Source organism: Streptomyces sp. CWNU-52B (assembly GCF_047444975.1).
Lineage (GTDB): Bacteria > Actinomycetota > Actinomycetes > Streptomycetales > Streptomycetaceae > Streptomyces.
The window spans coordinates 88,021-113,925 of the sequence record NZ_JBLFJV010000060.1; the positions used below are offsets into that span (position 1 = coordinate 88,021).

The window sequence follows — 25,905 nt, forward strand, 5'->3', positions numbered from 1 at the left end:
AGCCCATGAGCGATGAGGCGGTACTGCACGTGAGGGGCCGGGTCCTCGTCGGCCCCGAAGAGGCCCGGGACGAACTCTGGGTCGTCGGCGGGCGGATCTCGTACGAGCGCCCCGCCGGCGCCCGCGACATCCGCACCGTCGACGGCTGGGCCCTCCCCGGCCTCGTCGACGCCCACTGCCATGTGGGCCTCGGCCCGCACGGCCCGGTCCCCGAGGACGTCGCGGAGAAGCAGGCCCTGTCCGACCGCGAGGCCGGCACCCTGCTGATCCGCGACGCGGGTTCGCCCTCCGACACGCGCTGGATCGACGACCGCGACGACCTGCCGAGGATCATCAGGGCGGGGCGCCACATCGCCCGTACCCGCCGCTACATCCGGGGCTTCGCGCACGAGATCGAGCCGGCGGACCTCGTCGCGTACGTCGCCCAGGAGGCCCGGCGCGGCGACGGCTGGGTCAAGCTGGTGGGCGACTGGATCGACCGCGGCACGGGCGACCTCGGCGCCTGCTGGCCGCGCGACGCCGTGGAGGCGGCCATCGCCGAGGCGCACCGGCTCGGCGCCCGCGTCACCGCGCACTGCTTCGCGGAGGACTCGCTGCGGGACCTCGTCGAGGCGGGCATCGACTGCGTCGAGCACGCCACCGGGCTGACCGAGGACACGATCCCGCTCTTCGCCGAACGCGGCGTCGCGATCGTGCCGACCCTGGTCAACATCGCGACGTTCCCGCAGCTCGCGGCCGGGGGCGACGGCAAGTTCCCCCGGTGGTCGGCGCACATGCGGCGGCTGTACGAACGCCGTTACGACACCGTGCGCGCCGCGTACGACGCCGGGATCCCGGTGTTCGTGGGCACCGACGCGGGCGGCACGCTTCCGCACGGGCTGGTGGCCGGGGAGGTCGCCGAGCTGGTGACCGCGGGGATCCCGCCCGTCGAGGCGCTCTCGGCCACCGCCTGGGGCGCGCGTGCCTGGCTGGGGCGGCCCGGCCTGGAGGAGGGGGCCCCGGCGGACCTCGTCGTGTACGGGGAGGACCCGCGGGCGGACGTACGGGTGCTGGGGGCGCCGCGGCGGGTGGTGCTGGGCGGCCGGGTCGTCGGCTAGCGCGCCGAGCCGAGCCGAGCCGGGGCGTCGGTGGCGGGCGGTGGGCGGTGAGTTGACGGAGCGTGACCGGGTGGCCTGTTCGGTCGTTCTGCACTTCTCCCCGGGCTCCGGCGCGTCAACCGGCGCTGTCCTGTCGGTTCAGTGGTCCGGGTGGACTTGAGGAACGTACGTGCAGATCGAATCGAAGAAGTGCGCGGAAACTCCACGTATGGGTGAACTCCCGTCAGCTTGCTGACTGTTCACTCTCCGTGCGTAAGTATTCACGCATCGGCATCGCCGGATCTTCCTCACATGTCCCTGTGCGTGAAGCGACCGGCGGAGCCATGTCTCCAGTTCTGTCTCCTGTGGGGGTCCCACCACCTTGAACAGCAACGCTTTCCGCATGCCCGCACGCAGGCTGGCCGCCACCGCGGCCGCCGTCGCCCTGACCGCGGGTCCCGCCGTCCTGGCCGGCGCGGGCCCGGCCCACGCGACCGGCGACCAGGGTCGCGCAGGTGCCGTCGTGCTCCGTACCGGACTCGACGTCTCCCTGCTCAACAAGACCGTGAACGTCCCGCTCGCGGTCTCGCTCAACGAAGTACAGGCACCGCAGAGCGCGGAGAAGACCGCGCTCACCGCGAAGCTCGACGGTGTCGACGGCGGCCGGCCGTTCACCGTGCTCGGCGCGGAGGTCGCCGACGCGCGGGCGTCCGTCTCCGAGGAGAAGGCCGAGGGGTCGGTGCGGCTTGCCCACGCCAAGGTGCACATCCCGGGGCTGCCGCTGCTGTCCCTGATCGAGGTCGAGCAGGTCACCGCGAAGGCGGTCTGCGTGGCGGGCGAGAAGCCGGTCGCCTCGGCCGATCCGCTGGGCGCGGTGACGGTGCTCGGCAAGCGGACCACGGTCACCTCCGGTGGGACGACGCGGGTGACGGTGCCGGGGGTCGGTGAGGTGCGGCTCGACCTGTCGTCGACCCGGACCACGTCCCGTACGGCGGCCGCGACCGCGCTCGAACTCACGGTCTCCGTGAACCCGTTGAAGCTCAATGTGGCGGAGGTCGAGGGGAAGGTGACGCTGGCGCGGGCCACCTGCGAGGCACCGGGGGCGCCTGCGGCGGCTGAGACGCCTGCCGCGGCGGCGCCGGGGGTGAAGCCGCAGGGGGCTGCGGCGGGGGCCGACCTGGCGGAGACGGGGGGTAGTTCGGCCACGCCGTATGTGGCGGCGGGGGCGGTCGCGCTGCTGGCCGCGGGTGGGGGAGCGGTCGCCCTGTCCCGCCGCCGAGCCTGAACCCGGAGTCCCCCCGGCCCGCGGCGCGCCCATCAACCCGCGGCCCGGTGGGGGCTGCCCGCGCAGTTCCTCGCGCCCCTAAAAGATTGCGCAGTTCCCCGCGCCCCTAAAGGATTGCGCCGTTCCCCGCGCCCCTTCAAGGTCCTCGCGGCCTCTGAAAAGGCTGGGGCGTAGCCCCGGTTTTTCAGGGGCGCGGGGAACTGCGCGATCAGCCCCCACCGGGCCCGCAGGCGAATCGGCCGAACCGCCCGTCAGGCGCACCCGCCGGTCAGGCTCAGGGCCTGGTCCAGGGCCTGGAGGAAGCGGTTCACCGTCGCACGGTCCCGCACCGCCAACCGCAACCACGTCTCGTCCAGCCCAGGAAACGTGTCCCCCCGCCGCACCGCGAACCCCAGCCGCCGCAGCCGCGCCCGCACAGCCACCGCCCCCGGCAGCCCGACCAGCACGAACGGCCCCTCGGCGGGCTCCGCCAACCGCACCCCGTCGGACGCGAACTCCGCGAGCCCCGCGACCAGATGGGCCCGGTCCGTGGCGACCTGCCGGGCCGCCTCCGCCTGCTCGGCGAGAGCCCTCGGAGTCATGCACGCCTCGGCCGCGGCCAGCGCCGGCGAGGACACCGGCCACAACGGCTGACCGCGGCCGAGCTCGTCGACCGTCTCGGGCGCCGCGAGCACGTACCCGATCCGCAACCCCGCGAGCCCCCACGTCTTGGTGAGGCTGCGCAACACCACGAGCCCCGGCACGTCCGTCCGCCCCGCCAACGCCTCCCGCTCGTCGGGTACCGCGTCCATGAACGCCTCGTCGACCACCAACGTCCGCCCGGGACGGGCGAGTCCAGCGATCAGACCGGCCGGATGAAGGACCGACGTGGGATTGGTCGGATTGCCGATCACCACCAGGTCCGCGTCCTCGGGGACGGCCGACGGATCGAGCCGGAACCCCTCCTGGGGCCGGAGCAGCACCCGGTCCACGGTGTGCCCCGCGTCCCGCAGCGCCGCCTCCGGCTCGGTGAACTGCGGGTGCACCACCACCGGATGACGGACCTTCAGGGACCGGGCCAGCAGCACGAAGGCCTCGGCGGCCCCGGCCGTGAGCAGCACCCGCTCCACGGGCAGCCCGTGCCGTGCCGCCACCGCGGCCCGCGCGGCCCGCCCGTCCGGGTAGGCGGCCAGCCCGCCCAGCGACTCGGCGATACGGACGCGCAGCCAGTCCGGGGGAGTGCGGGCCCGGACGTTCACGGCGAGGTCGACGAGCGAGGAGCCGTCGTCGCGCACCTCGGCGTCACCGTGGTGCCGCAGATCGTGCGACCTGACGTACGCGCCGTCTCCGCGGTCTCTGCCGTCGTCGTCAGTGCGCATGGGAGTGTGCGTGGCTGTCGTGGTGACGACCTTGATGATGTCCGAGGTGCCGCGCCTCGTCGTCCGGGCGGAGGCCCGCCTGCCGGGCGGATCCCGTCCTGTCCTCCTCGGTCGCCTCCCGGTACCGGTCCATGACGAGGTCGAGCAGCTCGGGCTCCGGCCCGACGACGTCGGCGGAGCGCACCTCGACCTCCGGATGGGCCGCCGCCCATCCCTCGGCCTGCAACTGGATCCGGTCCGGGAGGAGACCGGCGAACAGGAAGTAGGGGAGCACCACGATCCGCCGCGCGCCGAGCCGCACACAGCGGTCCAGGCCCGACGGCACGTCCGGCGCGGCCAGCGACACGAACGCCGTCTCCACGCCGGCGTAACCACTGCCCTCCCACAGCAGCCGCGCCGTCCGGTGCACCTCCGCGTTGGCGTCCGGGTCGGTCGAGCCGCGTCCGACGAGCAGCACCGTCACCTCGGCCCGGTCCTGGGGCGTGCGCACCGAGCCGCCGAGCGCCTCGTCGAGCCGCCGCCCCAGCACGGACAGCAGCGCCGGGTGCGGGCCCAGCGGACGCCCGTACGTGTATGAGATCCCGGGGTGCCGCTCCTGCTGGCGGGCCAGCGCGGCCGGGATGTCACCCTTGGCGCGCCCGGCGGCCACGAGCGTCAGCGGGACCGCGACGAACCGGCTCACTCCCCGGCCGACCAGCTCGGTCACCGCGTCGCCGAGCGGCGGCGGGGACGACTCGACGAAGCCGCCCGCCACGGGCAGGCCGGGGTTGCGCCGGCCCAGCTCCCGGACGAAGTCGCGGAACGCCTCGGCGCCGGCGTCGTCCCTGGTGCCATGGCCGGCGATGAGCAGGGCGGGGGCGGGGGTGGTCACGATTTCTCCTCGACATACACAACAGAACGGGGTGGAACGGTGGGGGATGACGTCAGCCGCGCTGCGTCACGATACGGCCGACGACTTCAACGGTCACCGTGTTGCTCAGGGTCACCCTCGGCATCGCGTCCCCCGTCATCATGTCCACCGTGGCCGGATCGACTCCCACCAGGGGTGGTGACCCTGCCGGACTCGCCGGCCCGCGCCGCCCGGCGTACGACCGCGCAGGTCGCCATCGCGGGCCGGGCGGCGGACCTGCGCTTGGGGACGAGGAGTTCGCCGCCCCGGACGAGGGCGGCGGCCTCGGCGACGGAGGGCGTACCGACGGCGGCGAGCGACGCGTCGGAGGAGTGGGGCACCTCGACCGTCGCCAACTCCTCGGCGGCGTACGTCACCACGGGTACCTCCAGCCACTCGGCCGCCCCGAGGATGCCGGGCTCGTCGGCCTTCGTGTCGACCGTGGCGAACCAGGCGACGGACTTGGCGGACAGCCCGGCGTCCCACAGCGCCTCCTCGACGAGCCCGAGCACCTCGTCGGCCGGGGCCCCCTTGGAGGCACCGACGCCGACGACGAGGGACGGCGGACGGACGACGACCTCGCGCTCGGCGGGCCCGACGGCCCTGTCGGTCACCCGGATCGAGTACGCGCCCTCGGCACCGGCGGCCGGCAGCGACGGTTCCGGAGCCGGCGGCAACGGCGGCAGCGGCCAGGGCAGCTCGGAGTGCAGCACGACCGGTCCGCCCTCGCGGATGGCTCGTGTCACCCCCGCCAGATCCCCCTCGGCCAGACCCTTCTCCGCGAGCAGCCCGAGCCACCCCGCGTCGAACACCGGTCCGGCGCCGGACCCGACGCCCGCCCCGCTCTCCGCCCGGCTCCCCGGGGGCACGGGCGCCCCCGTCCCCGTACCGCCGCTCTCGCTCACGAGACAAACCTCCACATTTCCACCTCGTCGACCTGGACCCCGGCCTCGTCGGCGCCGACGTCGACGGTGACGGCGCGCAGGGCGGGGAACAGGGTCCATTCTTGCCGCCATGAGGACGCTGAAGTGCGGCGGACCTGTGTGAATGCGGGCCGATCGGATAGCAAGGGCGTATGGCGGTGTTCGTCGCGCTCGGCGCGTTCCTCATGACGCTGGCCGGCGGCTGGACGGCGCAACGCGTCACCGACCGCCGCCACCTCGTACTCGGCCTGGCCGGCGGCCTGATGCTGGGCGTGGTGGGCCTGGACCTGCTCCCCGAGGCACTGGGCGCGGCGGGCGAGGAGATCTTCGGCGTACCGGCCGCGTTGCTGCTGTTCGTGGCCGGCTTCCTCCTGGCGCACATGGTGGAGCGTCTCCTCGCCGTGCGCCGGGCCGCGCACGGGGGAGAGGAGCACGACGGCCGTACGCCGGAGGTGGGCCTGACCGCCGCCGCGGCGATGGTCGGCCACAGCGCGATGGACGGCGTGGCGATCGGCGCGGCCTTCCAGGTGGGCGGCGGCATGGGAGCCGCCGTGGCCGTCGCGGTGATCGCCCACGACTTCGCGGACGGCTTCAACACGTACACGATCACGACCCTGTACGGGAACGCCCGCCGCAAGGCGGTGGCCATGCTGTTCGCGGACGCGGCGGCCCCCGTGGCGGGCGCCGCCTCGACGCTGCTGTTCACCATCCCCGAGCACCTGCTCGGCGGCTATCTCGGGTTCTTCGGCGGCGCGCTCCTGTACCTCGCCGCCGCCGAGATCCTCCCCGAGGCCCACCACGAACACCCGGCCCGCTCCACCCTGCTCTGCACGCTCGCCGGAGTGACCTTCATGTGGCTGGTCGTGGGCATCGCGGAGTGAGCCCCGGCCGTTCACCGCTCCACGTGCCTCTCCACGCACCGCTCCACGAACCTACGGGCGACCCCGGGCGCGGCCGCCCAGTGCGTGTGCAGATAACTCGCGTGCACACCCCGCTGTACGAAGCCCTCGACCCGCCGTTGCGGAGTGCGCAGCCCCCAGGCGGGAACCGCTCCCGCCCCCGGTTCCACGACGGTCCGGTGGAACTCGTGCCCCCGCATCCGGCTGCCCGCCTCGGCCAGCACACTGTCCGACACCGCCACGGCGTCCCGGTACCCGAGTGTCAGCCGCGTGTCCATCCGGGCCTCGGCGTCGATGACACCGCACATCGGCAGGCCGTCGAGCTCACGGGAGAGATAGAGCAGCCCCGCGCACTCGGCCGCGATCGGCGCCCCGCTCTCGGCGAGCGCGGCGACCGCCTTGCGCAACGGCTCGTTGGCGGACAGCTCCGGCCCGAACACCTCGGGAAACCCCCCGCCGACGACCAGTCCCCGGGTCCCGTCCGGCAGTTGCTCGTCCCGCAACGGATCAAAACTCACGACTTCGGCCCCGGCGGCGGTCAGCAACTCGGCGTGCTCGGCATAGGAGAAGGTGAAGGCGGCCCCACCGGCCAGGGCGACAAGGGGCCTGGCCGGCCCGTTCAGCCCGTCCGGCGTTCGCCGTTCAGCCCGTCCGGCGTTTGAGGACGAGGCCGCAAGGCCGACAGGGGGGTCTGGGGGAGCAGCCCCCAGGGCCGGGAGGGGACGGGGCGGCGGGGGCGAAAGAGCCAGCACCTCACCCGCGTCCCAGGCGACCCCCGACAACTCCCCGGCCCCACAGGCCAACGCGAACAACGCCTCCAGATCACACCCGTCCCGCACCCGCGCCCCCATCGCCGCGACAGCGGCAACCGCCTCCCCCCGCCGCTCCGCGACCGGCACAAGACCCAGATGCCGGGAAGGCGTACCCACCTGCTCGGCCCGCCGCAAGGCACCCAGCACCGGCACCCCCGACGAATCCATCGCCTCCCGCAACAGCGCCTCGTGCCGGTCGGACGCGACCTTGTTGAGGATCACCCCGCCGATCCGCACCCCGGGATCCCACGAGGCGAACCCGTGTACGAGCGCGGCCACCGACCGGGACTGCGAGGACGCGTCCACGACCAGCACCACGGGCGCCCGCAGCAGCTTCGCCACCTGCGCGGTGGAGGCCAGCTCACCCTCCCCGGAGGCCCCGTCGAACAGCCCCATCACCCCCTCGACCACGGCGAGGTCGCACCCGCGGGCACCGTGTGCGAACAGCGGGGCGATCAGCTCGGGACCGCACATGTAGGAGTCGAGGTTCCGCCCCACCCGCCCGCTGGCGAGCGAGTGGTACCCGGGATCGATGTAGTCGGGCCCCACCTTGTGCGGGGACACGGCGAGCCCCCGCGAGGCGAACGCGGCCATCAGTCCCGTGGCCACGGTGGTCTTGCCGCTCCCGGAGGCGGGCGCGGCGACGACCAGCCGGGGGACGGCGGACATCACCACTCGATGCCCCTCTGTCCCTTCTGACCGGCGTCCATCGGGTGCTTGACCTTGGACATGTCGGTGACGAGGTCGGCGAACTCCACCAGCTTCTCAGGAGCGTTCCGCCCGGTGATGACGACGTGCTGGGTCCCGGTCCGGCCCCGCAGCACCTCCACGACCTCGTCGACGTCGATCCAGCCCCAGTGCATGGGGTAGGCGAACTCGTCGAGCACGTACAGCTTGTACGTCTCGGCGGCGAGGTCCCGCTTGACCTGCTCCCAGCCCTCGCGGGCCTTCGCCTCGTTGTCCTGCTGGTCGTCGCGCTGCACCCAGGACCAGCCCTCGCCCATCTTGTGCCAGTCGACGGACCCGCCCTCGCCGCTGGCACCGAGGACCCGCAGCGCGTTCTCCTCGCCGACCTTCCACTTCGCGGACTTGACGAACTGGAACACCCCGATGGGCCACCCCTGGTTCCAGGCCCGCAGCGCGAGTCCGAAGGCGGCGGTGGACTTCCCCTTGCCGATCCCGGTGTGCACCATGACGAGCGCCCTGTTGCGTCGCTGACGAGTCGTCAGACCGTCGTCCGGTACGACACTCGGCTGTCCCTGCGGCATTACGCGGCCCTCCTGCTGTTGCCCGGACCGTCGGTCCGGCTGCTGTTGCCCTGGACGTCCCTGACCAGCCCGGCGATCGAGTCGGCCCGCAGCTCGTCGAGCGTCACGGCGCTGCCGCCGAGCTCACCCGCGAGCTGCCCGGCGAGTCCGAGCCGGACGAGCCCCGACTCGCAGTCGACGACGACGGAGGCGACCTTGTCGGCGGCGAACAGCCGCGCGGCCCGCCCGGCGAGCGCCACCGGCTCGGGCCCGCCCGTGGCCCGGCCGTCCGTGACCAGCACCACCAGCGCGCGCCGGGCCGGATCCCGCAACCGCTCCACGCGCAGCACGTCGTGCGCCCGCAGCAGCCCGGCCGCCAGCGGCGTACGCCCGCCCGTGGGCAGCGACTCCAGCCGCGTGGCGGCGGCGTCGACCGACGACGTGGGCGGCAGCGCCACCTCCGCCGTGGACCCGCGGAAGGTCACGAGCCCCACCTTGTCCCGCCGCTGGTAGGCGTCGAGGAGCAGGGACAGCACCGCTCCCTTCACGGCGCTCATCCGCTGCCGGGCCGCCATCGACCCGGACGCGTCCACGACGAACAGCACGAGGTTCCCCTCGCGCCCCTCCCGCGTGGCCTGCCGCAGATCGTCACGGCGGACGACGAGGCCGGGCCCGGACCGTCCGCGCGCCCGCTGGTGCGGGGCCGCGGCCTGCACGGTCGCGGCCAGGTGCAGCTTGGTGAGCGCCCCGCGCGGCCGGCGTGCGCCGGTGGTGCGGCCGTGCTCGGTCCGCGCCCGCGACCGCCGCCCGGCGGCCCCCTCGCCGAGCCCCGGCACGCTCAGCGTCTTCGTACGGAAGGGCTCGGCGGCCCGCACGGGGGCCTGCTCGCCCGCGCCGGGCGCCGGTACCTGCCCGTTCTCGGAGGACTCGCCCTGCGCGGGCACCTCACCGGAGCCTTCGCCGTCACCGCTGTCGGTGTCGGTGTCGTTGCCCGCGCCACCGTCGTCGGGGCCGTCCTGCGGAGGCCGCCCACCGCCGCCGCCGGGCCCGTCCGGATCAGGGTCCTCGTCGTCGGAACCGTCGGAGCCGTCGGGGGCGCCGGTCTCGTCGTCGCCCGCGAACTCCTCCAGCGTCTCGTCGAGCTTGTCCTCGTCGAGTCCCGGCGCGTCGAAGGGGTTACGCCTGCGGCGGTGCGGCAGCGCGAGGAGCGCGGCCTGCCGCACGTCCTCGGCCAGCACGTCGGTCCGCCCCGCCCAGGCGGCCAGCGCGGTGGCGGTCCTGGCCATCACGATGTCGGCCCGCATGCCGTCCACCTCGAACGCCGCGCAGGTCGCCGCGATCTGCAGGAGCGCGCCGTCGCCGAGCCGCACCGAGGGCAACAGCTCCCGCGCGGCCACGATCCGCGCCCGTACGGCCGACTCCTCGTCGGCCCAGCGCGTCGTGAACCCGGCCGGGTCGTCGTCGTACGCGAGCCGCCGCCGTACGACCTCCACCCGCTGCTCGGGCTCGCGCGAGGCCGCGACCTCCACGGTCAGCCCGAAGCGGTCGAGCAACTGCGGCCGCAGCTCGCCCTCTTCGGGGTTCATGGTCCCCACGAGCAGGAACCGCGCGGCATGCCGTACGGAGACGCCCTCGCGCTCCACGTACGAGGCACCCATCGCGGCCGCGTCGAGGAGCAGGTCGACCAGGTGGTCGTGGAGGAGGTTGACCTCGTCGACGTACAGGATCCCGCGGTGGGCGTCGGCCAGCAGGCCCGGCTCGAAGGCCTTCACGCCCTCGGAGAGCGCCCGCTCGATGTCGAGCGCGCCCACGAGCCGGTCCTCGGAGGCCCCGACGGGCAGCTCGACCATCCGGGCCGGTCGGGACACCCCCGCGCCCGCCTCGTGGGGGCCGTCCGGGCACGCCGGATCGGGGGCGGCGGGCGCACAGGAGAAGCGGCACCCCGCGACGACGTCGACCTGCGGCATGAGCGCCGAGAGGGCGCGCACGGCAGTGGACTTGGCCGTGCCCTTCTCACCGCGGACGAGCACACCGCCCACCGCGGGTGACACGGCGTTCAGCAGCAGCGCGAGCCGCAGGTCGTCCTGGCCGACCACGGCCGTGAACGGAAACGGAGTACTCACTGGTTGTCGTCCTCCCAATAGCCTTCGAGCAAGTCGCCTTCGAGTGAGGTCATGCGGGCGCTCCCGGCGGGACGAAGGGCAGACCCGCCGGCGCTCCGGACTCGATGAGCCGCCACAGCGCGTCCGTGTCCGCGTGTTCCTCGATCAGATCGCCCAGCCGGTCCAGCTGCTCCTCGCGCAGCCCCGCGAACGACGTGTCGGGGGCCGGTACGAACCTGCGTCCCGCGGCGGCGGCCACCTCGCGCAGGAAGGCGCGCCTAAAGCCGTCCGACTCCAGCGAGCCGTGCCAGTGCGTGCCCCACACCGCACCGACCCGGCAGCCGTCCAGGAACGGCTCCCCGCCGGTGACCCGGGCGACGCCGTGATGGATCTCGTAGCCCTGTACGGGTTCGCCGAGGGCCTCGCCGACCGGCCGGGCGAGGGTCTTCTCCCGCGCGAACCGCACGCGTACGGGGAGGAGTCCGAGCCCGTCGACGGCGCCGGCCCTCGACTCGACGTCGTCCTCGATGTGTTCGCCCAGGAGCTGGAAGCCGCCGCAGACGCCCAGCACGGGGCGCCCCTCGGCGGCCCTGCGCACCAGGGCGTCCGCGAGACCGCGCCGCCGCAGCCACTCCAGGGCCCGGACCGTGCCCCGGGTGCCGGGTACGACGACCAGGTCGGCGTCGGACAGTTCCTCGGGCCGGTCCACGAACCGCACGACGACGCCCGGTTCGGCGGCCAGCGCGTCCAGGTCCGTGAAGTTGGACATGAGGGGGACCGCGCAGACGGCGACCCGCAGGACGTCCTCGCCGACCGGGGCGGCGACCTCGGACTCCCGCACCGTGCCCCGCAGGGAGAGGCTCAGGCCGTCCTCCTCGTCGATGCCGAGCCCGTGCCGGAAGGGCAGGATGCCGTAGCCGGGCCGCCCGGTGAGCCCGCGGAGCATGTCGATGCCGGGTTCGAGCAGCGAGACATCCCCGCGGAACTTGTTGACGAGGAACCCGGCGACGAGCTCCTGGTCCTCGCGCGAGAGCAGGGCCACCGTCCCGAAGAAGGAGGCGAAGACCCCGCCGCGGTCGATGTCGCCCACCACGAGCACGGGCAGTCGGGCGTTGCGCGCGATCCCCATGTTCACGATGTCCGTCCGCCGCAGATTGATCTCGGCGGGACTCCCCGCCCCCTCGCAGATCACCGCGTCATACGTGCCCCGCAACTCGGCCAGACAGTCCAGGACGGTCCCGAGCAACGCCTCCTGGCGCCCGCCGTGATAGCCGCGCGCGCTCAGCTCGCCCACGGGCTTCCCCATCAGGACGACCTGGCTGCTGCGGTCGCTGCCCGGCTTGAGGAGCACCGGGTTCATGAGCGCGGTGGGCTCCACGCGGGCGGCCTGTGCCTGCATGGCCTGGGCCCGGCCGATCTCCGCGCCCTCCCGGGTCACGAACGAGTTCAGCGACATGTTCTGCGCCTTGAACGGCGCGACCTTGACGCCGCGCCGCACCAGCCACCGGCAGATCCCGGCGGTCACGACGCTCTTGCCCGCGTCGGACGTGGTTCCGGCGACGAGCAGTCCGCCGCCCAGCCGTGCGCCCGGCCCCCCGCTCATGACGTACGACCTTTCGGGACCGGCGACGTGCGCCGCGGTGCGGTGAGCGAGGCTCCGGTGAGTGACGTTCTGGTGAGCGATGTCGCGAGCAGCCGTCCGGCGACGCTCGCGCCCAGCGCGAGCAGGCTCACGCGTCGCGAGAGCCGGACGGCCCGTTCGATGTCCCCGGTGCGCACGGCCCGCCCCGCGCCGTTGAGCACGGGCCGGTGCTCGACCCGTCCCGCGTACGACAGGGTCCCGCCGAGCCGCACCCCGAGCGCACCCGCGAACGAGGCCTCGACGGGGCCGGCGTTGGGGCTGGGATGCCGGGCGGCGTCGGCGCGCCAGGCGCGGACGGCGCCGCGCGGATCGCCCCCGGCGACGGCTGCGAGGGCCGCCGTCAGCCGGGCCCCGGGCCACCCCGCGACGTCGTCGAGCCGCGCGGAGGCCCACCCGTACCGACGGTGGCGGGCCGACCTGTGTCCGACCATGGCGTCCAGCGTGTTGACCGCGCGGAACCCGACCAGACCGGGCACCCCCGCCACGGCGCCCCACACCAGGGCGCCCACCACGGCGTCGGAGGTGTTCTCGGCGACCGACTCGACGACGGCCCGCGCGATCCCGTCGGCGTCCAGCGCCTGCGGGTCCCGTCCGCACAGATGCGGCAGCCGCTCGCGGGCCACCTCGAGGTCCCCGGCGGCCAGCGCCGCGCCGACGGCCCGTGCCTCACGGCCGAGCGAGGTCCCTCCGACGACGGCCCAGGTGGCGGCGGCGGTCAGCGCGACGGACGCGGCACCCGAGGCACGGACGGAGCGGTCGGCGGCGCGGGCGGCGGCGACGGCGCCGCCCGCGCACACCGCGGTGTGCAGGGCGCCCCAGCCCCGGTGGTCCCGCCACAGGACCCGTTCGACGGCCTGCGCTCCACGGCCGAACGCGGCGACCGGATGCCCCCGGCGGGGATCGCCGAGCAGCAGGTCACCGAGGAGGCCGGCGGCGGCACCGTACGCGAAGACGCGATCGGCACGCACCGCTTCAGCCCGCCGTCACGGACGGTGGAGCCCCGGGAAAGGACCTGGCAGGAGACACACAGGTCCACAACAGGCGGCCGCGCATGGCGATATGTCCTCACTCAGGGTGTCCGCGCCCTGGTTCGACGAGACCGACGACGAGAGTTCCTGGCTCCCGGGGATCGAGACCCCCGGTGACAGTGGCGGGACCGCGCCGGATTCGCACCGGCTTCCTCTTCTGCCGTCGTAGATGGCCCCGGCAGTCCACCACGGCCCGCGAACACCCGTCAACTTGCTGTTGACCTGCGAAGAGAGAGTGTGCTGAGGCCCACAGGCCCCTGGGAACGGGCCGGTTTTCCCCTGGTGGGCCACACCGGGCTTTCCTAGACTGAACGGAGCACGGAAGGCGGACACGGGGGTGGCGGTCCAGCGCGGGGGGCGCCGGCTCTCGGGCAGGAGGAGGTCGGTGTGGACCACGAGGACCTGTCCGTGCCGCGCTGGCACACCAGCAGCCACAGCGGGGAAGACGAATGCGTCGAGGTGGCGGTCACGGAGAACTCGGTGACGGTCCGCGACTCCTGGAACCGGAGCGGAGGCCAGGTCGTCTTCTCCCGAACCCGGTGGCTCGCGTTCGTCGGTGTTCTCGACGCGGTGGCCACGCAGGAGTCCGTTGCCGGGCACCGGACATGACGAGGGGGAGCGCGATGACAGGCCGTCAGCCGACCGACATGGTCCACCGGGGGAGCGACAGCGCACACTTACCGCCCTCCGAACCGGCCTCGGCCCCGAGACTGGTCGCTTTCTGTGTGTTCGGCGGGGTGAGCGCCACACTCGTGGGCGTCGCGGCGGCCGGGCTGCTGCCGGGCGGCACCCTGAGCCCGGCCCTGTGGGTGGCCGTCGCCACCGTCGTGGCGCTGCTCCTGGGAATCTGGCGGGGCCGGCATCCGGACCGGCTCAGGCCCGTCCGCTGGGCGAGGTCTCGTCCGGTGTCACGGCCCGGCGGTCTTCGCTGAGGGAACCGGCACCCGCGTCGTGGTCCGCCGCCGTGTGCCGCGCCATGATCTGGCCCAGCCGGACGCCGAAACCGGTGACCAGGGACATCGCCGTCGCGATCATCGGGGCGAGCACCCAGGCGGAGGTGAGGTGGAAGACTCCCGCGACCGTCATCAGTCCAGCCAAGGCGAACAGCACCACGACCACGCCACCGGTGCAGTAGACGACGGTCGTCCTCAGTGAGAGCCGCTGCTCCTCGCTCCGGGCCCGCAGCACCTTGATCCGGTCCGCCGTGCGGTTCTCGTCGAGGCTGTTCATCCGGTCCGTACGCGCGGCGTCCGCTATCGCGTCACGCACGAGCTGGTTGTACGAGGGGCCCGGCACCCCGGCCGCCGGACCCGGTTCGTCCGGATCCCCCTCGCCCTCCGGCGCCCCGCTCGTCCCACCCGCCCCACTCGTCCCGGGAGTCGGCCCGGGGAAGCGGAGGAGGGCCGCGCGAACCCCCTGCCACCACTCCGTCCACGCGACCGTCATGTCGCGGCCTCCCCTCATTCTCCCCGGGCACAGGGCCCGGGGTCAGGCGGTGCCGATGCCCTCCCTGATCCGGTTGATCAGGTCGATGCTGCGTTCCGTGCCGTACGCCGTCTCGCGGAGCTTCTCGAAGCATTCCTGGTAGCGCACGATCAGCTCGAAGTCGTCGCGCACCGTCGTGCTGCCCTGCTGCTCCAGGTACAGCAGGTCCTCGTCGTCCAGGAAGCCGAGGAGCACGAAGCTCGTCATCGTGGCGTAGTGGGCGCCCGCGGTGAACGGCAGCACCTGGAGCGAGACACGGGGCTGTGCCGCCATGGTGACGAGGTGCTGCAGCTGGTTGCGCTGCACCTGCGGGCCGCCCACCTGCCGGTGCAGCGCGGCCTCGTCGACGACGAAGAACAGCCACGGTGGGGGCGCGTCGCCCTCCAGCGCACGCTCTTGGCGCGCCGTCCGCAGCTCCACGATGCGCCGAGTGCGCGCCTCGTCCGCGCGCTGCCTCAGCACGGCGGTCGCGTAGTCCTCGGTCTGCAACAGGCCGGGTACGACCACGGGGTGGTAGGTGCGGATCGAGGCGGCGGCGGACTCGTACCCGAGGTAGCTCCTGAAACCGGGGCTGAGGATGTCGTTGTACGCCGCCCACCAGCTGGGACCCTTGCTGCCGCGCGCGGCGTCCTCCAACTCGGTGACCTGCTTCGGGTCCGTCACCTCGTACTGCTGCATCAGTGCCCGGATGTCGGTCACCGAGACGCTGACCGTGCCCGCCTCGATGCGCATGATCTTCGAGAGCGACCACTCGAGGGCTCGGGCGGCATCGGTCTGTGTCTGGCCGGTGGCCTCACGTGCCTTGCGCAGCTCGATGCGCAGTCGGCGGCGATTCAGGCTTGGGTCGACTTCCCTGGGCATGGGGTTGCTCCTCGTGGACCGGTCAGACGTATGTCGGGTGGTGTGCCGGGTGCGGCACCAGAACCTTGTGCGGCTGCGTATGCGAGGCATACACCGGTCCGACAGGGATCTGATGGAAGGGCACCCTAATGCCATACGTCTACGGGTCTCCGTCATAATGCCATATGGCATGTCGACGGGCCGCGGACCGACTTATATCGCGCCAGGGGTCCGACCGGGGAGTCACGCCTGCGCCGGAGCCGTTTTGTGCCGTGCGTCACGTGGTCACGGGATCCGCGACCACTGCTCGTACGGCTCGGTGCGGCACGGCGTGGCCGGCGCGAGGCCGGAGTGACACGAGGGGGCGCTGACCGGCGTACGAGCCAGGGGCGTTACGCGGTGCCGTGCGCGCCGGTGCGCGGGTGAGGTGACCGGAATTCGACCGTCGGACATGGCTGAGGCCGCCCTGCCGACCGGGTGGGTCGGGGGCGGCCTCGGGGTGGGACGACGGTGGAGAGGGCCCGGGGTGAGGTGGACGGGCCCGGCGGGTGGCCGGGTCAGACGATGATCAGGTGGATCCCGTAGGCCACGGCCGCCGCGCAGGCCGCGAAGCACGCGTACGCGCCGGTGACCGCGAGGGTCGCGGAGCCGCCCTGGGCCGCTGCCGACTCCCGCTTGGAGAGGCCGACGATGCCGAGGGTGAAGAGGCCCACGAGGGCGACGGTGGCGATGAGGCTGACTCCGAACACGGAGCCGAGGGCTGCCCAGTCGATCTTCATGCGGTTGGATTCCTTACACCGTGGCCGGACGGGCGGGCTCGGTGTCCGGGCCCGGGATGGTGGTCTTCAGGTCGCCCGTCGCGAGGTCGCCCGCCGCGGCGACCGGGCCCGCGGGAGGCGGGGTGACGGCGGCGATCGCGGTGGTCACGACGCCGGCGGGCTCGTCGTTGACGTTGTCGACGGTGACGGGCTGACGGCGGGACAGGTGCCAGATGACCCCGGAGCCGGCGATCAGCAGCGCGCCGGTGACGACGATGCCCCAGGTGCCCTGCTGGGTGAGGAACTCGGCGCCCGCGCCGACCAGGGCGGCGGCGGGGAGGGTGAGGCCCCAGGCGATGAACATCCGGGTCGCGGTCGACCAGCGGACGACACCGCCCTTGCGGCCCAGGCCCGAGCCCATCACGGCGCCGGAGCAGGACTGGGTGGTGGAGAGGGAGAAGCCGAGGTGGGACGAGGCCAGGATGACCGTCGCGGCGCTGGTCTGGGCGGCGAAGCCCTGCGGCGGCGCGAGGTCGGTGAGGCCCTTGCCCATGGTGCGGATGATGCGCCAGCCGCCCAGGTAGGTGCCGAGCGCGATGGCGCAGCCGGCCGAGACGATGACCCACAGGGGAGGGTTCGAGCCGGGCGAGAGCACCCCGCCGGTGACCAGGGCCAGGGTGATGATGCCCATGGTCTTCTGCGCGTCGTTCGTGCCGTGGGCCAGCGAGACCAGGCCCGCGGAGGCTATCTGGCCCGCGCGGTACCCCTTGGACGTGGCCTGCTCGCCGGCCTTGTTGCTGATCCGGTACGTCAGCCGGGTGGCGAGCATCGCGGCGAGTCCGGCCACCAGGGGCGCGGCGACCGCGGGGATCAGGACCTTGCTGACCACGGTCGAGCCGTTCACCGACGACCAGCCGGCCGACATCACCGCGGCGCCGATGAGGCCGCCGAAGAGGGCGTGGGAGGAACTGGAGGGCAGACCCAGGAGCCAGGTCAGCAGATTCCACAGGATGGCGCCGACGAGCGCCGCGAAGATCACCTCGGTGCGGATGCCCTCTTCGTTGATGATGCCGCCGGAGATCGTTCTGGCGACCTCCACGGAGAGGAACGCACCGACGAGGTTCAGCACGGCGGACATGGCCACCGCCGTCTTGGGCTTGAGAGCGCCGGTCGAGATGGTCGTCGCCATCGCGTTGGCAGTGTCGTGGAAACCGTTCGTGAAATCGAACACGAGAGCGGTGACGATCACGATTCCGAGGAGGAGCGTGATGTGTTCCATTTACCCAGGCTTCTGTTGGACGACAGTGGCACGAGGAACGTAAGTAACCTGAGTGAACGGAAGATGAACTGAGTTGGGCGGTGGGGTGACCCGATTGAGGTGCCGCCACTCCGCTTGTGTCGAAGTGGCGGTGAGAGTCCTCGAACAGAGGCGGAATCCGGGGGTCCGCTACCCCCTTGCGAAGCTCTTCAGTCGGGACAGGGAACCGTTGAAGAGATTCTGGTCACCCGGCAGGGCGCCGCTGTTGTCGTACTGCCAGAACGTCCAGTGGCCCCAGCCCGACGGCAGCGACCCCGCGGAGGCGCTGTAGCGCGCCAGCCACAGCGGATGGTTCGCGGCGAAGGCGGCGCTGTTGCCCGTGCACGTCTTCCACCAGTTGTAGTTGGTGTAGATGACCGGCCGGCGGCCGGTCTGCCGCTTCACCTCGTTGCTGAACGCCTTGATCCAGCCGACCGTCCCGGCCTTGCTCAGCCCGTAGCACTTCTTCTTGCCGTACGGGTTGTACTCGATGTCCAGCGCCGGCGGCAGCGTCCAGCCGTCCGCCCGCCAGCCGCCTCCGTTGCGCAGGAAGTAGGCCGCCTGCTTGGTGCCCGACGACTTGTGCGGCAGCGCGAAGTGGTACGCGCCGCGGAGGATGCCCGCGTCCCGCGAGCCGTCGTACTGCTGGGCGAAGTACGGATTGCGGTACGTGTGCGACTCGGTCGCCTTCACATAGACGAATTTCGCGCCTTTGCTCCTCGCCTTCGACCAGTTCACGTTCTTCTGGTGCGAGGACACGTCGTGCCCCTTCGGTCTGGCGGCCGCCGACGCCGGCACCTCGACGAGAGCGGTGCCGCCGATCGCCAGGGCCGCCGTGGAGGCGGCGAGGAGGCGGGCGTGCTGACGGACGTGCCGGCGGAACGGTTTGTGATCACGAGCCATATTTCCCCCCGGAATGGCGGCGTGTACGAAAAATCTCCCAGAGATTACTGGAAGATCCGCGAACTCCCGTCGCCCGCCGGTCATTCGTTCGGGCGGTTGATTTGCACCTGTTCACGACCTGTCGGATGTGCGGATTCCGCCCTACAGTGCCCTCGCCCCGACACGGCGGGACGGAGCGGGCGAGCGGCTGGCAGGATCGCGGCATGGCTGAGCGGCGGCGGGACACCGGAGGCGGACGGGACACGGGTGGGACGGGCGCGCCCCGGGCGGGGGAGGAGCTGGAGCGGGCCTGGGACGACCTCGTGGCCACGGCCCGCCGCACGGTGGCCGACGGTCTGGTCGTCGGCACGTCCGGCAACGTGTCCGTGCGCGTGGGCGACACCGTCCTGGTCACACCGTCCGGGGTCCCCTACGACCGGCTGACCCCCGAGGACCTCTGCGGGGTCGGTCTCGACGGCCGGCGCGTACTCGGTTCACTCGTTCCGACCAGCGAACTGCCCCTGCATCTCGCCGTCTACCGCTCCACCGGAGCGCGCGCCGTCGTCCACACCCACGCCGTGCACGCCACGGCCGTCTCGACCCTCGTCACCGAGCTGCCCCTCGTCCACTACATGGCGGCAGCGCTCGGTGGCCCCGTGCGCGTCGCCCCCTACGCCACCTACGGCACGGAAAAGTTGGCCGAGAACATGCTCCCGGCCCTGCGCGACCGCACGGCCTGCATCCTGCAGAACCACGGCACCCTCGCGTACGGCGCCGGCCTCGACCAGGCCTACGACCGCACGGCGCAGCTGGAATGGATGTGCCGCGTGTGGCTCACCGCGTCGTCCGTACCGGGCCGCACGCCCACCCTGCTGACCGAGGAGCAGGTGGCGGAGGTGGGGGAGCGCCTGAAGGGATACGGGCAGGGGTGACGCAGGGCCCGGCGCGCGGGCCCGGCCGCGCTTCCACTGGCAGCCGGCGGGTTACGTCAGGAGACTGGACCCGTGCGCACTGTGAAGCCGACGACCGCGGCCCTGACCACCGCCCTCACCATGGCCGTGGCCGGCGCCGCCGGTATAGCGGCAGGACGCTACGCCAGCGACGCGGCCCTGAAGGCGTCACCTGACCGGCCGCTGCCCACCGAACCCCGCCTCACCGTGCACGACGCGGCCGCGGGCCGGATCTCCCTGACCCGCGCCCTCGCCTCCCGGCGCCCGGGTGTGTACGGCCTGCGCGGCGAGGGCAGCCACGCCGTCGTCGGCCGCCTCCTGGCCGACGCCCCGCACACCGCCGACACGGTGGTGCGCCGGCTGGAGCGCGTCACGCACGGCACCCTGCGCCCCGGGGACAAGGTGTGGCTCACCCCGGGCGTGCACGTCGGCGACCCCGGCACCGCCCTGGGCCTCGACCACGCGGACGTGGAGATCCCCAGCCAGCTGGGCACCCTGCCCGCCTGGTTCGTGCCCGCCGCCCGCGACACCTGGGTCATCACCGTGCACGGCCTCGGCACCACCCGAGAACACCCCATGAACGTCATGGAGTTCCTGCACCACCACCACTTTCCCGTGCTCGGCCTCGCCTACCGCGGGGACGCCGGCGCGCCCCGTCCCCCGGACGGGCTGAACCACCTCGGCGAGACCGAGTGGCGCGACCTGGACGCGGCCGTCCGCTTCGCCGTGCGGTACGGCGCCGAGCGGGTCGTCCTGCACGGCTGGTCCACCGGCGCCACCATGGCGCTGCGCGCCGCCGAGCACTCCGCGCTGCGCGGGCGGATCTCCGGGCTCGTCCTGGACTCGCCCGTCCTCAGCTGGGAGACCACCCTGCGCGCCCTCGCCACGGCCCGCCGCACCCCGGGCGCCCTGCTGCCGCTGGCCGTCCGCGCCGCCCAGGGGCGTACGGGCCTGAGCGGCGACCGTGCCGTCGGGGCCCACCCGGAGCGGCTGGAGGTACCGGCCCTCGTCCTGCACGGGCCCGACGACGTCGTGGCCCCCTGGGGGCCCGCTCGCCGCCTCGCGGCCCGCCGCCCCGACCTCGTCACCCTGCACACGGTCCACGACGCCCCGCACGGCGCCATGTGGAACGCCGACCCGGCGGGCTACGAAGAGGCACTCCGCCGCTTTCTCACCCCGCTGATGTAGCCGCTGCGCACGCCCTGCCCCGGAGCTTCCGTTTAACCGTGTACCAGTGGGTACGTACCTGCCAGGGCGCCCGCGGGGAACGGTTCGACGAGCCCCTCCGCGACCTCGCGCGGCATTCCGTTTGGGTTTTCGGACCGTCAACCGGAAGACTGCCCCCGTGACGTCCCGTATCCCGCGCGACTCCAGGCTCCGACTCGTCCGCCCGCGAACCCTGGCCGCCGCCCCCCGAGCGATGACCCAGAGGCCCGCCCGTCGCCCCGCACCCCGCCCACCGGAGGGCACACCGGCCCCCGCGGAGCTCGCCCGCATGGCGCGCGCCGTACTCGCCGGCGCGGCCCGGGTCGCCCGCTGGGCCGACACGGACCTGAACCCCGCCAGGGACCGTGCAGGCACGGTCCTCGGCAGTACGCCCGACGGCAGTCCGGAGGGCGGTTCACCGGGCACCTCCGAGGACAGCTCCGAGGGCGGGTCCGGCGGCCCGTCCGAAGGCAAAGGCGCCCTCTCCGACGCGACCGCCCAACGAGCCGCCACGGACCTGGGCCTGAGCCCGGATCAAGTGCGGGCGGACTGGGACGTCGCACGGCTCGCCGGCCTCGTCGAGGTGCACGGCGACACCGCGCGCCCCGGCTGGCGGCTGCGGGCCTGGAACCGCGACGACAGCGCCGTCCTGCGGGGCTGGGTCGCCTTCTTCGACGCCTGGTCGATCGCCCACCCCGGCCCCGAAGGACAGGAGCCCTCCGCCGTCGCCGAGGTCGTCTCCGCGATGCCGCAGGTCCTCTCCTTCCTCCAGCTGTCCGCGGGCCCCGTCCCGGTCCCGCAACTGCTCGACCTTCTCGGACAGCGCGTCACGGAACTGCGCACCGAGCGCTGCGAGATCCCCTACGGGCCACAGCCCGAGCCCGTGCCCGTGCCGGTGCCGGTGGAGAGCCCGGCCGAGGACACCCCCCTCGAACCCCTCCTCGACTGGGCCCTGCACGCCATCGCCGGCGTAGGGGCTCTGACCTGCGCCGACGGCCAGGCCACGCTCACCCCGCTCGGCAGCTGGGCCGTCTGGGTCAAGCTGGAGCAGATCTGCGTGGCCGCGCAGAGCCCCGCCGGGAACATCGAGCAGGGCGCCGAGGACATGCTCCGCGGCTGCGCCCAGCTGCGGCCCAACGCGGCCCGCGCCGAGTACCGCGCCTGGCTCGCCGCCCGGCCCGTCGGCAGCGCCGTCACCGAACTCCTCGCCGCCGCACGGGGCGAGGACGCCCTCCTGCGCGGCCTCGCCTTCGAGGCGCTGCGGGTGGTCGGCGCCCCCGCGGAGCCCGACGTCCGCTCGGTGGCGGAGGAGACGCCGCTGCGTCCGTACGCCCTGCTGTGGCTCGCCGAGCACGACGGGCACGACCCCGAGGACGCCCACCTGGTGCTCACCCGCGAGGAGGCCACCTGGTTGTGGGTCGACACCGCCGCGGCCGTCGCCGACCACGGCGAAGCCCCGCTCCTCGTACGCCACTTGGAGTCCGCGGTGCAGCCGACCGTCCCCGCGCTCCTGGCCGAGGTGCGCGCGGTCGGCCACCCCCGCACCGTCCAGGTCCTGGTCGCGCTCGCCGCCGCCCACCCCGACCCGGCCCTGGCCAAGGCCGTACGCCGCGCCGCCTTCCAGGTCCACACCTGGGGGAACTGAGGCGTTTCGGTCGGATCGGCCCGCGCGGCGGGTCAGCCCCTCGTCTCCGGGGCGTACGTGCCGAAGCTCCAGATGTTGCCCTCGACGTCCCGGGCCATGTAGTCCCGCGACCCGTAGTCCTGGTCCGTCGGGGGCATCAGGATCTCCGCCCCGTGGTCGACGGCCCGCTGGTGGTGGGCGTCCACGTCGTCCACGACGACGTACACCCCGCTGGGCCCCGCGCTCTTCATGGCCTCGTCGAAGCGGCTGCCGGTGCCCTTGGAGCCCAGCATCACCGCGCCGTTGCCCTGTGTCAGCTCGGCGTGCACCACCTTGCCGCGCTCGTCCTCGTACACCGACGACTCGATGAACCCGAAAGCCTCCGTGAGCTGCCTGATCGCGGCTGTGGCGTCCGCGTACAACAGCGTCGGGCAGATGCTCGGGCGTCCGCCCTCCGTGCCTGCCATGCCGACCACTCCCTCCGGTCGCCCCGCCCCGCACCACTGCCGGGACAGCGTCTGAATGTGACCTGCCCCACAGTGTGGCACCCGCCACCGACAACGCCCGCGGACGTTCAGCCGAAGGTGTCGCAGCGGGCCATGTCCCCGGTGCGCCGGCCCTGCTGGAACCACTTCTGCCGCTGCGCGGACGACCCGTGCGTCCACGACTCCGGGGTCACCCGGCCCTGGAACCGCTCCTGGATCCGGTCGTCGCCGACGGCCGCCGCCGCGTCGAGGCCGTCCCGGATGTCGGCCTCGGTCAGGTCGGTGATCAGCGGCCTGCCCGTCGACTCGTCCTTCGTGGTCGTCGCGTGGTTCGCCCACACGCCCGCGTAGCAGTCGGCCTGCAGCTCGACCTTCACCGCGTTGCTGTCCGCGCCGGTCCGTCCGTCCTGGGAACGGTCCAGGGTCCCCATCAGGTCCTGTACGTGGTGCCCGTACTCGTGTGCCACCACGTACGCCTGTGCGAACGGCCCGCCGCCGGCCCCGAACTTGGTCCGCAGCTCGTCGAAGAAGCCCAGGTCCAGATAGACCTTCCGGTCACCCGGGCAGTAGAAGGGCCCGACCGCCGAGGTCGCCGATCCGCACGCCGTGCCGACCCGGTCGCTGAAGAAGACGGTGGGCGACCGGGTGTACGTACCGCCGCGACGCTCGAATTCCTGTGCCCAGTAGTCCTGGACGCTGTTGACCACCGCCACGACGCGGCAGTCCTCCTTGGTGTTCGCGTCCCGCCCCGTACGGCACGTCTGCTGGACCTGGGCCAGGGACGAAGCCGTCGGCGAGGGCTGCGCCTCGTTCCCGGAGGACAGGCCCAGCTGGTCGGGTCCGACACCGAAGAAGAGGCCCAGCAGGAGGGCGATCAGACCGGCCAGGCCGCCGCCCACCGTGGCCTTGCCGCCGGGGATCCGACTGCCGCGCACATCCTGCACCTCGGAGGTGTCCAGACCGGCGTCGTCGTCGAACTGCATGGGCGCTCCACCCTCTGCGTACGTCGTCCCCCTGGCGTCATCCTCGCCCGCTCCCCGGGACGCGGCGCCGGGCGGCGGGCCGAACGGGGGACACCGCCGCCGGTGCCGGCCGGGGCAATGAGCGTCACACCCCCGAACCCCCGCACACAGAAAAAGTGGTTGCATCGCCCCGTTAGACTTGGCCCATGGCCATTCTCCTCGTGCATTAGACGGCGTGAACGCCCTCAGCCGCCCGCCCCGTCAACCACCCTGCCCAGGAGTCTGTCCGTGATTTCCGCTTCCGGTATCGAACTGCGTGCCGGCGCCCGCATGCTCATCGAGTCCGCCACCTTCCGCATCCTCAAGGGCGACCGCATCGGCCTGGTCGGCCGCAACGGCGCGGGCAAGACCACGCTCACCAAGGTCCTCGCGGGCGAGGGCACCCCCGCCGCGGGCACCGTCGCCCGCTCCGGCGAGGTCGGCTACCTCCCGCAGGACCCGCGCACCGGCGACCTCGACATGCTGGCGGGCGACCGCATCCTGTCCGCGCGCGGCCTGGACACCCTGATCCGCAAGATGCGCGAGAACGAACAGCGCATCGCGAACGGCGCGGGCGCCACCCGCGACAAGGCGATGCGGCAGTACGAGCGCCAGGAGACGGAGTTCCTCACCAAGGGCGGGTACTCCGCCGAGGCGGAGGCCGCCACCATCGCCGCCGCGCTCAACCTGCCCGACCGGGTGCTCGGCCAGCCCCTCCATACGCTCTCCGGTGGTCAGCGCCGCCGTATCGAGCTGGCCCGCATCCTCTTCTCGGACGCGGACACCCTGCTCCTGGACGAGCCCACGAACCACCTCGACGCCGACTCCATCGTCTGGCTGCGCGACTACCTGAAGACGTACCGCGGCGGCTTCATCGTGATCTCCCACGACGTCGACCTGGTCGAGACGGTCGTCAACAAGGTGTTCTACCTGGACGCCAACCGCGCCCAGATCGACGTCTACAACATGGGCTGGAAGCTCTACCAGCAGCAGCGCGAGGCCGATGAGAAGCGCCGCAAGCGCGAGCGGCACAACGCCGAGAAGAAGGCCGCCTCGCTGAACGCCCAGGCCGACAAGATGCGCGCCAAGGCCACCAAGACCGTCGCCGCGCAGAACATGGCCAAGCGCGCGGACAAGCTCCTCGCGGGCCTCGACGCCGTGCGGAAGTCCGACAAGGTCGCCAAGCTGCGCTTCCCCGACCCGTCCCCGTGCGGCAAGACCCCGCTGATGGCCGAGGGCCTGTCCAAGTCGTACGGCTCCCTGGAGATCTTCACCGACGTCGACCTGGCCATCGACAAGGGCTCCCGCGTCGTCATCCTCGGCCTGAACGGCGCGGGCAAGACGACCCTGCTCCGCCTCCTCGGCGGCGCGGAGAAGCCCGACACCGGCCAGGTCATCGAGGGTCACGGCCTCAAGCTCGGCTACTACGCGCAGGAGCACGAGACCCTCGACCCGGCGCGCACGGTCCTGGAGAACATGCGCTCCGCCGCCCCCGACCTGGATCTCGTCGAGGTCCGCAAGACGCTCGGCTCGTTCCTGTTCTCCGGCGACGACGTGGACAAGCCGGCCTCCGTCCTGTCCGGCGGCGAGAAGACCCGCCTCGCGCTCGCCACCCTCGTGGTGTCGTCCGCGAACGTCCTGCTCCTCGACGAGCCCACGAACAACCTCGACCCGGCCAGCCGCGAGGAGATCCTCGGCGCGCTGCGCACCTACAAGGGCGCGGTCGTCCTCGTCACCCACGACGAGGGAGCCGTCGAGGCGCTCCAGCCGGAGCGGATCATCCTGCTGCCCGACGGGGTCGAGGACCTGTGGGGTGCCGACTACGCGGACCTGGTGTCCCTGGCCTGATCACCACCCACCGCCCGGACGTCGGCCGCGAGTGACGGCCGTGAGTGACGGTGAATGGTCGACGGTGAGTGACCGGCCGTGTGCGAAAGCGGTCGGTCATGCCTGATCAATCGCTTGATCGATCAGCTGATCCACTTCCTATGGATCATTCGGCCGATCCGTGATCCACCATCTGTGTGAGATCTCCTCGTACTGAGGTGTGTCCTACACCGATTTCCGCGCCGGGCCCTTTTCCTCCGGGGCCCGGCCGTCGCACGTCTCTGACCTG

At 72.9% G+C, this 25,905-nt stretch carries 22 protein-coding genes, 1 pseudogene and 1 riboswitch; of the genes and pseudogenes, 8 read left to right on the forward strand and 15 right to left on the reverse strand.

Annotated elements, in window-relative coordinates:
* Positions 1–5: 5 nt before the first annotated feature.
* Together ACLVWQ_RS38460 and ACLVWQ_RS38465 are read left to right on the forward strand one after the other, a co-directional pair.
* Positions 6–1,097 (forward strand): amidohydrolase family protein, encoded by a 1,092-nt coding sequence (locus tag ACLVWQ_RS38460; protein WP_414113952.1) that lies wholly within the window; start codon positions 6–8, stop codon positions 1,095–1,097.
* A gap of 361 nt (positions 1,098–1,458) precedes the next feature.
* A complete protein-coding gene (locus tag ACLVWQ_RS38465; RefSeq protein ID WP_414113953.1) occupies positions 1,459–2,361 on the forward strand; it encodes an SCO1860 family LAETG-anchored protein in 903 nt (300 codons plus the stop codon).
* Positions 2,362–2,612: 251 nt separating this feature from the next.
* Here ACLVWQ_RS38465 and cobC read toward each other — a convergent pair whose 3' ends face one another.
* The 3 genes and pseudogenes from cobC to ACLVWQ_RS38480 all read right to left on the reverse strand — a co-directional run.
* Positions 2,613–3,719 carry an Rv2231c family pyridoxal phosphate-dependent protein CobC gene (gene cobC / locus ACLVWQ_RS38470; protein WP_414113954.1) on the reverse strand — a complete coding sequence of 369 codons (1,107 nt, stop codon included), beginning with the start codon at positions 3,717–3,719 and terminating at the stop codon, positions 2,613–2,615.
* Positions 3,709–4,590: a sirohydrochlorin chelatase gene (locus ACLVWQ_RS38475; RefSeq protein WP_414113955.1), complete on the reverse strand. Its 882-nt coding sequence runs from the start codon at positions 4,588–4,590 to the stop codon at positions 3,709–3,711. The genes cobC and ACLVWQ_RS38475 overlap by 11 nt, the downstream gene beginning before the upstream one ends.
* Positions 4,591–4,757: 167 nt before the next feature.
* Positions 4,758–5,537: pseudogene (locus tag ACLVWQ_RS38480) on the reverse strand (cobalamin biosynthesis protein); the annotation flags it as partial.
* Positions 5,538–5,683: 146 nt separating this feature from the next.
* Here ACLVWQ_RS38480 and ACLVWQ_RS38485 point away from each other — a divergent pair.
* Positions 5,684–6,412: a ZIP family metal transporter gene (locus ACLVWQ_RS38485; RefSeq protein ID WP_414113956.1), complete on the forward strand. Its 729-nt coding sequence runs from the start codon at positions 5,684–5,686 to the stop codon at positions 6,410–6,412.
* Positions 6,413–6,423: 11 nt separating this feature from the next.
* On the opposite strand, the gene ACLVWQ_RS38490 is transcribed toward ACLVWQ_RS38485, so the two are convergent.
* The 5 genes from ACLVWQ_RS38490 to ACLVWQ_RS38510 are packed head-to-tail and all read right to left on the reverse strand — an operon-like array spanning position 6,424 to position 13,201.
* Positions 6,424–7,911 (reverse strand): cobyrinate a,c-diamide synthase, encoded by a 1,488-nt coding sequence (locus ACLVWQ_RS38490; RefSeq protein WP_414113957.1) that lies wholly within the window; start codon positions 7,909–7,911, stop codon positions 6,424–6,426.
* Positions 7,911–8,510, reverse strand: coding sequence for a cob(I)yrinic acid a,c-diamide adenosyltransferase (cobO, locus tag ACLVWQ_RS38495; RefSeq protein WP_414113958.1), 600 nt, complete (start codon positions 8,508–8,510; stop codon positions 7,911–7,913). Before cobO ends, ACLVWQ_RS38490 begins: the two co-directional genes overlap by 1 nt.
* Positions 8,510–10,612 carry a putative cobaltochelatase gene (locus tag ACLVWQ_RS38500; protein WP_414113959.1) on the reverse strand — a complete coding sequence of 701 codons (2,103 nt, stop codon included), beginning with the start codon at positions 10,610–10,612 and terminating at the stop codon, positions 8,510–8,512. Before ACLVWQ_RS38500 ends, cobO begins: the two co-directional genes overlap by 1 nt.
* A gap of 49 nt (positions 10,613–10,661) precedes the next feature.
* Positions 10,662–12,194: a cobyric acid synthase gene (locus ACLVWQ_RS38505; RefSeq protein ID WP_414113960.1), complete on the reverse strand. Its 1,533-nt coding sequence runs from the start codon at positions 12,192–12,194 to the stop codon at positions 10,662–10,664.
* Entirely contained in the window at positions 12,191–13,201 is a 1,011-nt protein-coding gene (locus ACLVWQ_RS38510) for a cobalamin biosynthesis protein (RefSeq protein WP_414113961.1), read from the reverse strand. Before ACLVWQ_RS38510 ends, ACLVWQ_RS38505 begins: the two co-directional genes overlap by 4 nt.
* Positions 13,202–13,322: 121 nt before the next feature.
* Positions 13,323–13,456, reverse strand: a riboswitch (cobalamin riboswitch).
* Positions 13,457–13,648: 192 nt separating this feature from the next.
* Here ACLVWQ_RS38510 and ACLVWQ_RS38515 point away from each other — a divergent pair.
* Positions 13,649–13,870: a DUF397 domain-containing protein gene (locus ACLVWQ_RS38515; protein ID WP_414113962.1), complete on the forward strand. Its 222-nt coding sequence runs from the start codon at positions 13,649–13,651 to the stop codon at positions 13,868–13,870.
* A gap of 264 nt (positions 13,871–14,134) precedes the next feature.
* Here the strand turns inward: ACLVWQ_RS38515 and ACLVWQ_RS38520 are convergent, their stop codons facing one another.
* The 5 genes from ACLVWQ_RS38520 to ACLVWQ_RS38540 form a co-directional block, all read right to left on the reverse strand.
* On the reverse strand, positions 14,135–14,707 hold the full coding sequence (locus tag ACLVWQ_RS38520; protein ID WP_414113963.1) for a hypothetical protein: 573 nt from the start codon (positions 14,705–14,707) through the stop codon (positions 14,135–14,137).
* Between the two features lie 42 nt (positions 14,708–14,749).
* Entirely contained in the window at positions 14,750–15,607 is an 858-nt protein-coding gene (locus tag ACLVWQ_RS38525; protein WP_414113964.1) for a helix-turn-helix domain-containing protein, read from the reverse strand.
* A gap of 536 nt (positions 15,608–16,143) precedes the next feature.
* On the reverse strand, positions 16,144–16,365 hold the full coding sequence (locus ACLVWQ_RS38530; RefSeq protein WP_414113965.1) for a hypothetical protein: 222 nt from the start codon (positions 16,363–16,365) through the stop codon (positions 16,144–16,146).
* A 13-nt stretch (positions 16,366–16,378) separates the two neighbouring features.
* Entirely contained in the window at positions 16,379–17,623 is a 1,245-nt protein-coding gene (locus tag ACLVWQ_RS38535; protein ID WP_414113966.1) for an anion permease, read from the reverse strand.
* Between the two features lie 168 nt (positions 17,624–17,791).
* Positions 17,792–18,544 carry a lysozyme gene (locus ACLVWQ_RS38540; RefSeq protein WP_414113967.1) on the reverse strand — a complete coding sequence of 251 codons (753 nt, stop codon included), beginning with the start codon at positions 18,542–18,544 and terminating at the stop codon, positions 17,792–17,794.
* A gap of 203 nt (positions 18,545–18,747) precedes the next feature.
* Between ACLVWQ_RS38540 and ACLVWQ_RS38545 the strand changes: the two genes are divergently transcribed.
* The 3 genes from ACLVWQ_RS38545 (at position 18,748) to ACLVWQ_RS38555 (ending at position 22,324) form a co-directional block, all read left to right on the forward strand.
* Entirely contained in the window at positions 18,748–19,455 is a 708-nt protein-coding gene (locus ACLVWQ_RS38545) for a class II aldolase/adducin family protein (protein WP_414113968.1), read from the forward strand.
* 72 nt (positions 19,456–19,527) lie between these two features.
* Positions 19,528–20,661, forward strand: coding sequence for an alpha/beta hydrolase (locus tag ACLVWQ_RS38550; RefSeq protein WP_414113969.1), 1,134 nt, complete (start codon positions 19,528–19,530; stop codon positions 20,659–20,661).
* A gap of 157 nt (positions 20,662–20,818) precedes the next feature.
* On the forward strand, positions 20,819–22,324 hold the full coding sequence (locus tag ACLVWQ_RS38555) for a hypothetical protein (protein WP_414113970.1): 1,506 nt from the start codon (positions 20,819–20,821) through the stop codon (positions 22,322–22,324).
* A 32-nt stretch (positions 22,325–22,356) separates the two neighbouring features.
* On the opposite strand, the gene ACLVWQ_RS38560 is transcribed toward ACLVWQ_RS38555, so the two are convergent.
* Together ACLVWQ_RS38560 and ACLVWQ_RS38565 are read right to left on the reverse strand one after the other, a co-directional pair.
* Positions 22,357–22,770, reverse strand: a complete 414-nt coding sequence (locus ACLVWQ_RS38560) for a VOC family protein (RefSeq protein ID WP_414113971.1) — start codon at positions 22,768–22,770, stop codon at positions 22,357–22,359.
* Between the two features lie 107 nt (positions 22,771–22,877).
* Entirely contained in the window at positions 22,878–23,771 is an 894-nt protein-coding gene (locus tag ACLVWQ_RS38565; protein WP_414113972.1) for a neutral zinc metallopeptidase, read from the reverse strand.
* Positions 23,772–24,038: 267 nt separating this feature from the next.
* Here ACLVWQ_RS38565 and ACLVWQ_RS38570 point away from each other — a divergent pair, with 267 nt between their 5' ends.
* Positions 24,039–25,637 (forward strand): ABC-F family ATP-binding cassette domain-containing protein, encoded by a 1,599-nt coding sequence (locus ACLVWQ_RS38570; RefSeq protein WP_414113973.1) that lies wholly within the window; start codon positions 24,039–24,041, stop codon positions 25,635–25,637.
* The last annotated feature ends 268 nt before the right edge of the window (positions 25,638–25,905 follow it).

Excerpts from the sequence above, each read along its gene's own strand:
- ACLVWQ_RS38490 (WP_414113957.1), bottom strand. The coding sequence starts at position 7,911 with ATGTCCGCCGTCCCCCGGCTGGTCGTCGCCGCGCCCGCCTCCGGGAGC.
- cobC (WP_414113954.1), bottom strand. The coding sequence starts at position 3,719 with ATGCGCACTGACGACGACGGCAGAGACCGCGGAGACGGCGCGTACGTC.
- ACLVWQ_RS38505 (WP_414113960.1), bottom strand. The coding sequence starts at position 12,194 with ATGAGCGGGGGGCCGGGCGCACGGCTGGGCGGCGGACTGCTCGTCGCC.
- ACLVWQ_RS38530 (WP_414113965.1), bottom strand. The coding sequence starts at position 16,365 with ATGAAGATCGACTGGGCAGCCCTCGGCTCCGTGTTCGGAGTCAGCCTC.
- ACLVWQ_RS38485 (WP_414113956.1), top strand. The coding sequence starts at position 5,684 with ATGGCGGTGTTCGTCGCGCTCGGCGCGTTCCTCATGACGCTGGCCGGC.
- ACLVWQ_RS38545 (WP_414113968.1), top strand. The coding sequence starts at position 18,748 with ATGGCTGAGCGGCGGCGGGACACCGGAGGCGGACGGGACACGGGTGGG.
- cobO (WP_414113958.1), bottom strand. The coding sequence starts at position 8,510 with ATGCCGCAGGGACAGCCGAGTGTCGTACCGGACGACGGTCTGACGACT.
- ACLVWQ_RS38560 (WP_414113971.1), bottom strand. The coding sequence starts at position 22,770 with ATGGCAGGCACGGAGGGCGGACGCCCGAGCATCTGCCCGACGCTGTTG.
- ACLVWQ_RS38535 (WP_414113966.1), bottom strand. The coding sequence starts at position 17,623 with ATGGAACACATCACGCTCCTCCTCGGAATCGTGATCGTCACCGCTCTC.
- ACLVWQ_RS38540 (WP_414113967.1), bottom strand. The coding sequence starts at position 18,544 with ATGGCTCGTGATCACAAACCGTTCCGCCGGCACGTCCGTCAGCACGCC.
- ACLVWQ_RS38460 (WP_414113952.1), top strand. The coding sequence starts at position 6 with ATGAGCGATGAGGCGGTACTGCACGTGAGGGGCCGGGTCCTCGTCGGC.
- ACLVWQ_RS38525 (WP_414113964.1), bottom strand. The coding sequence starts at position 15,607 with ATGCCCAGGGAAGTCGACCCAAGCCTGAATCGCCGCCGACTGCGCATC.
- ACLVWQ_RS38520 (WP_414113963.1), bottom strand. The coding sequence starts at position 14,707 with ATGACGGTCGCGTGGACGGAGTGGTGGCAGGGGGTTCGCGCGGCCCTC.
- ACLVWQ_RS38565 (WP_414113972.1), bottom strand. The coding sequence starts at position 23,771 with ATGCAGTTCGACGACGACGCCGGTCTGGACACCTCCGAGGTGCAGGAT.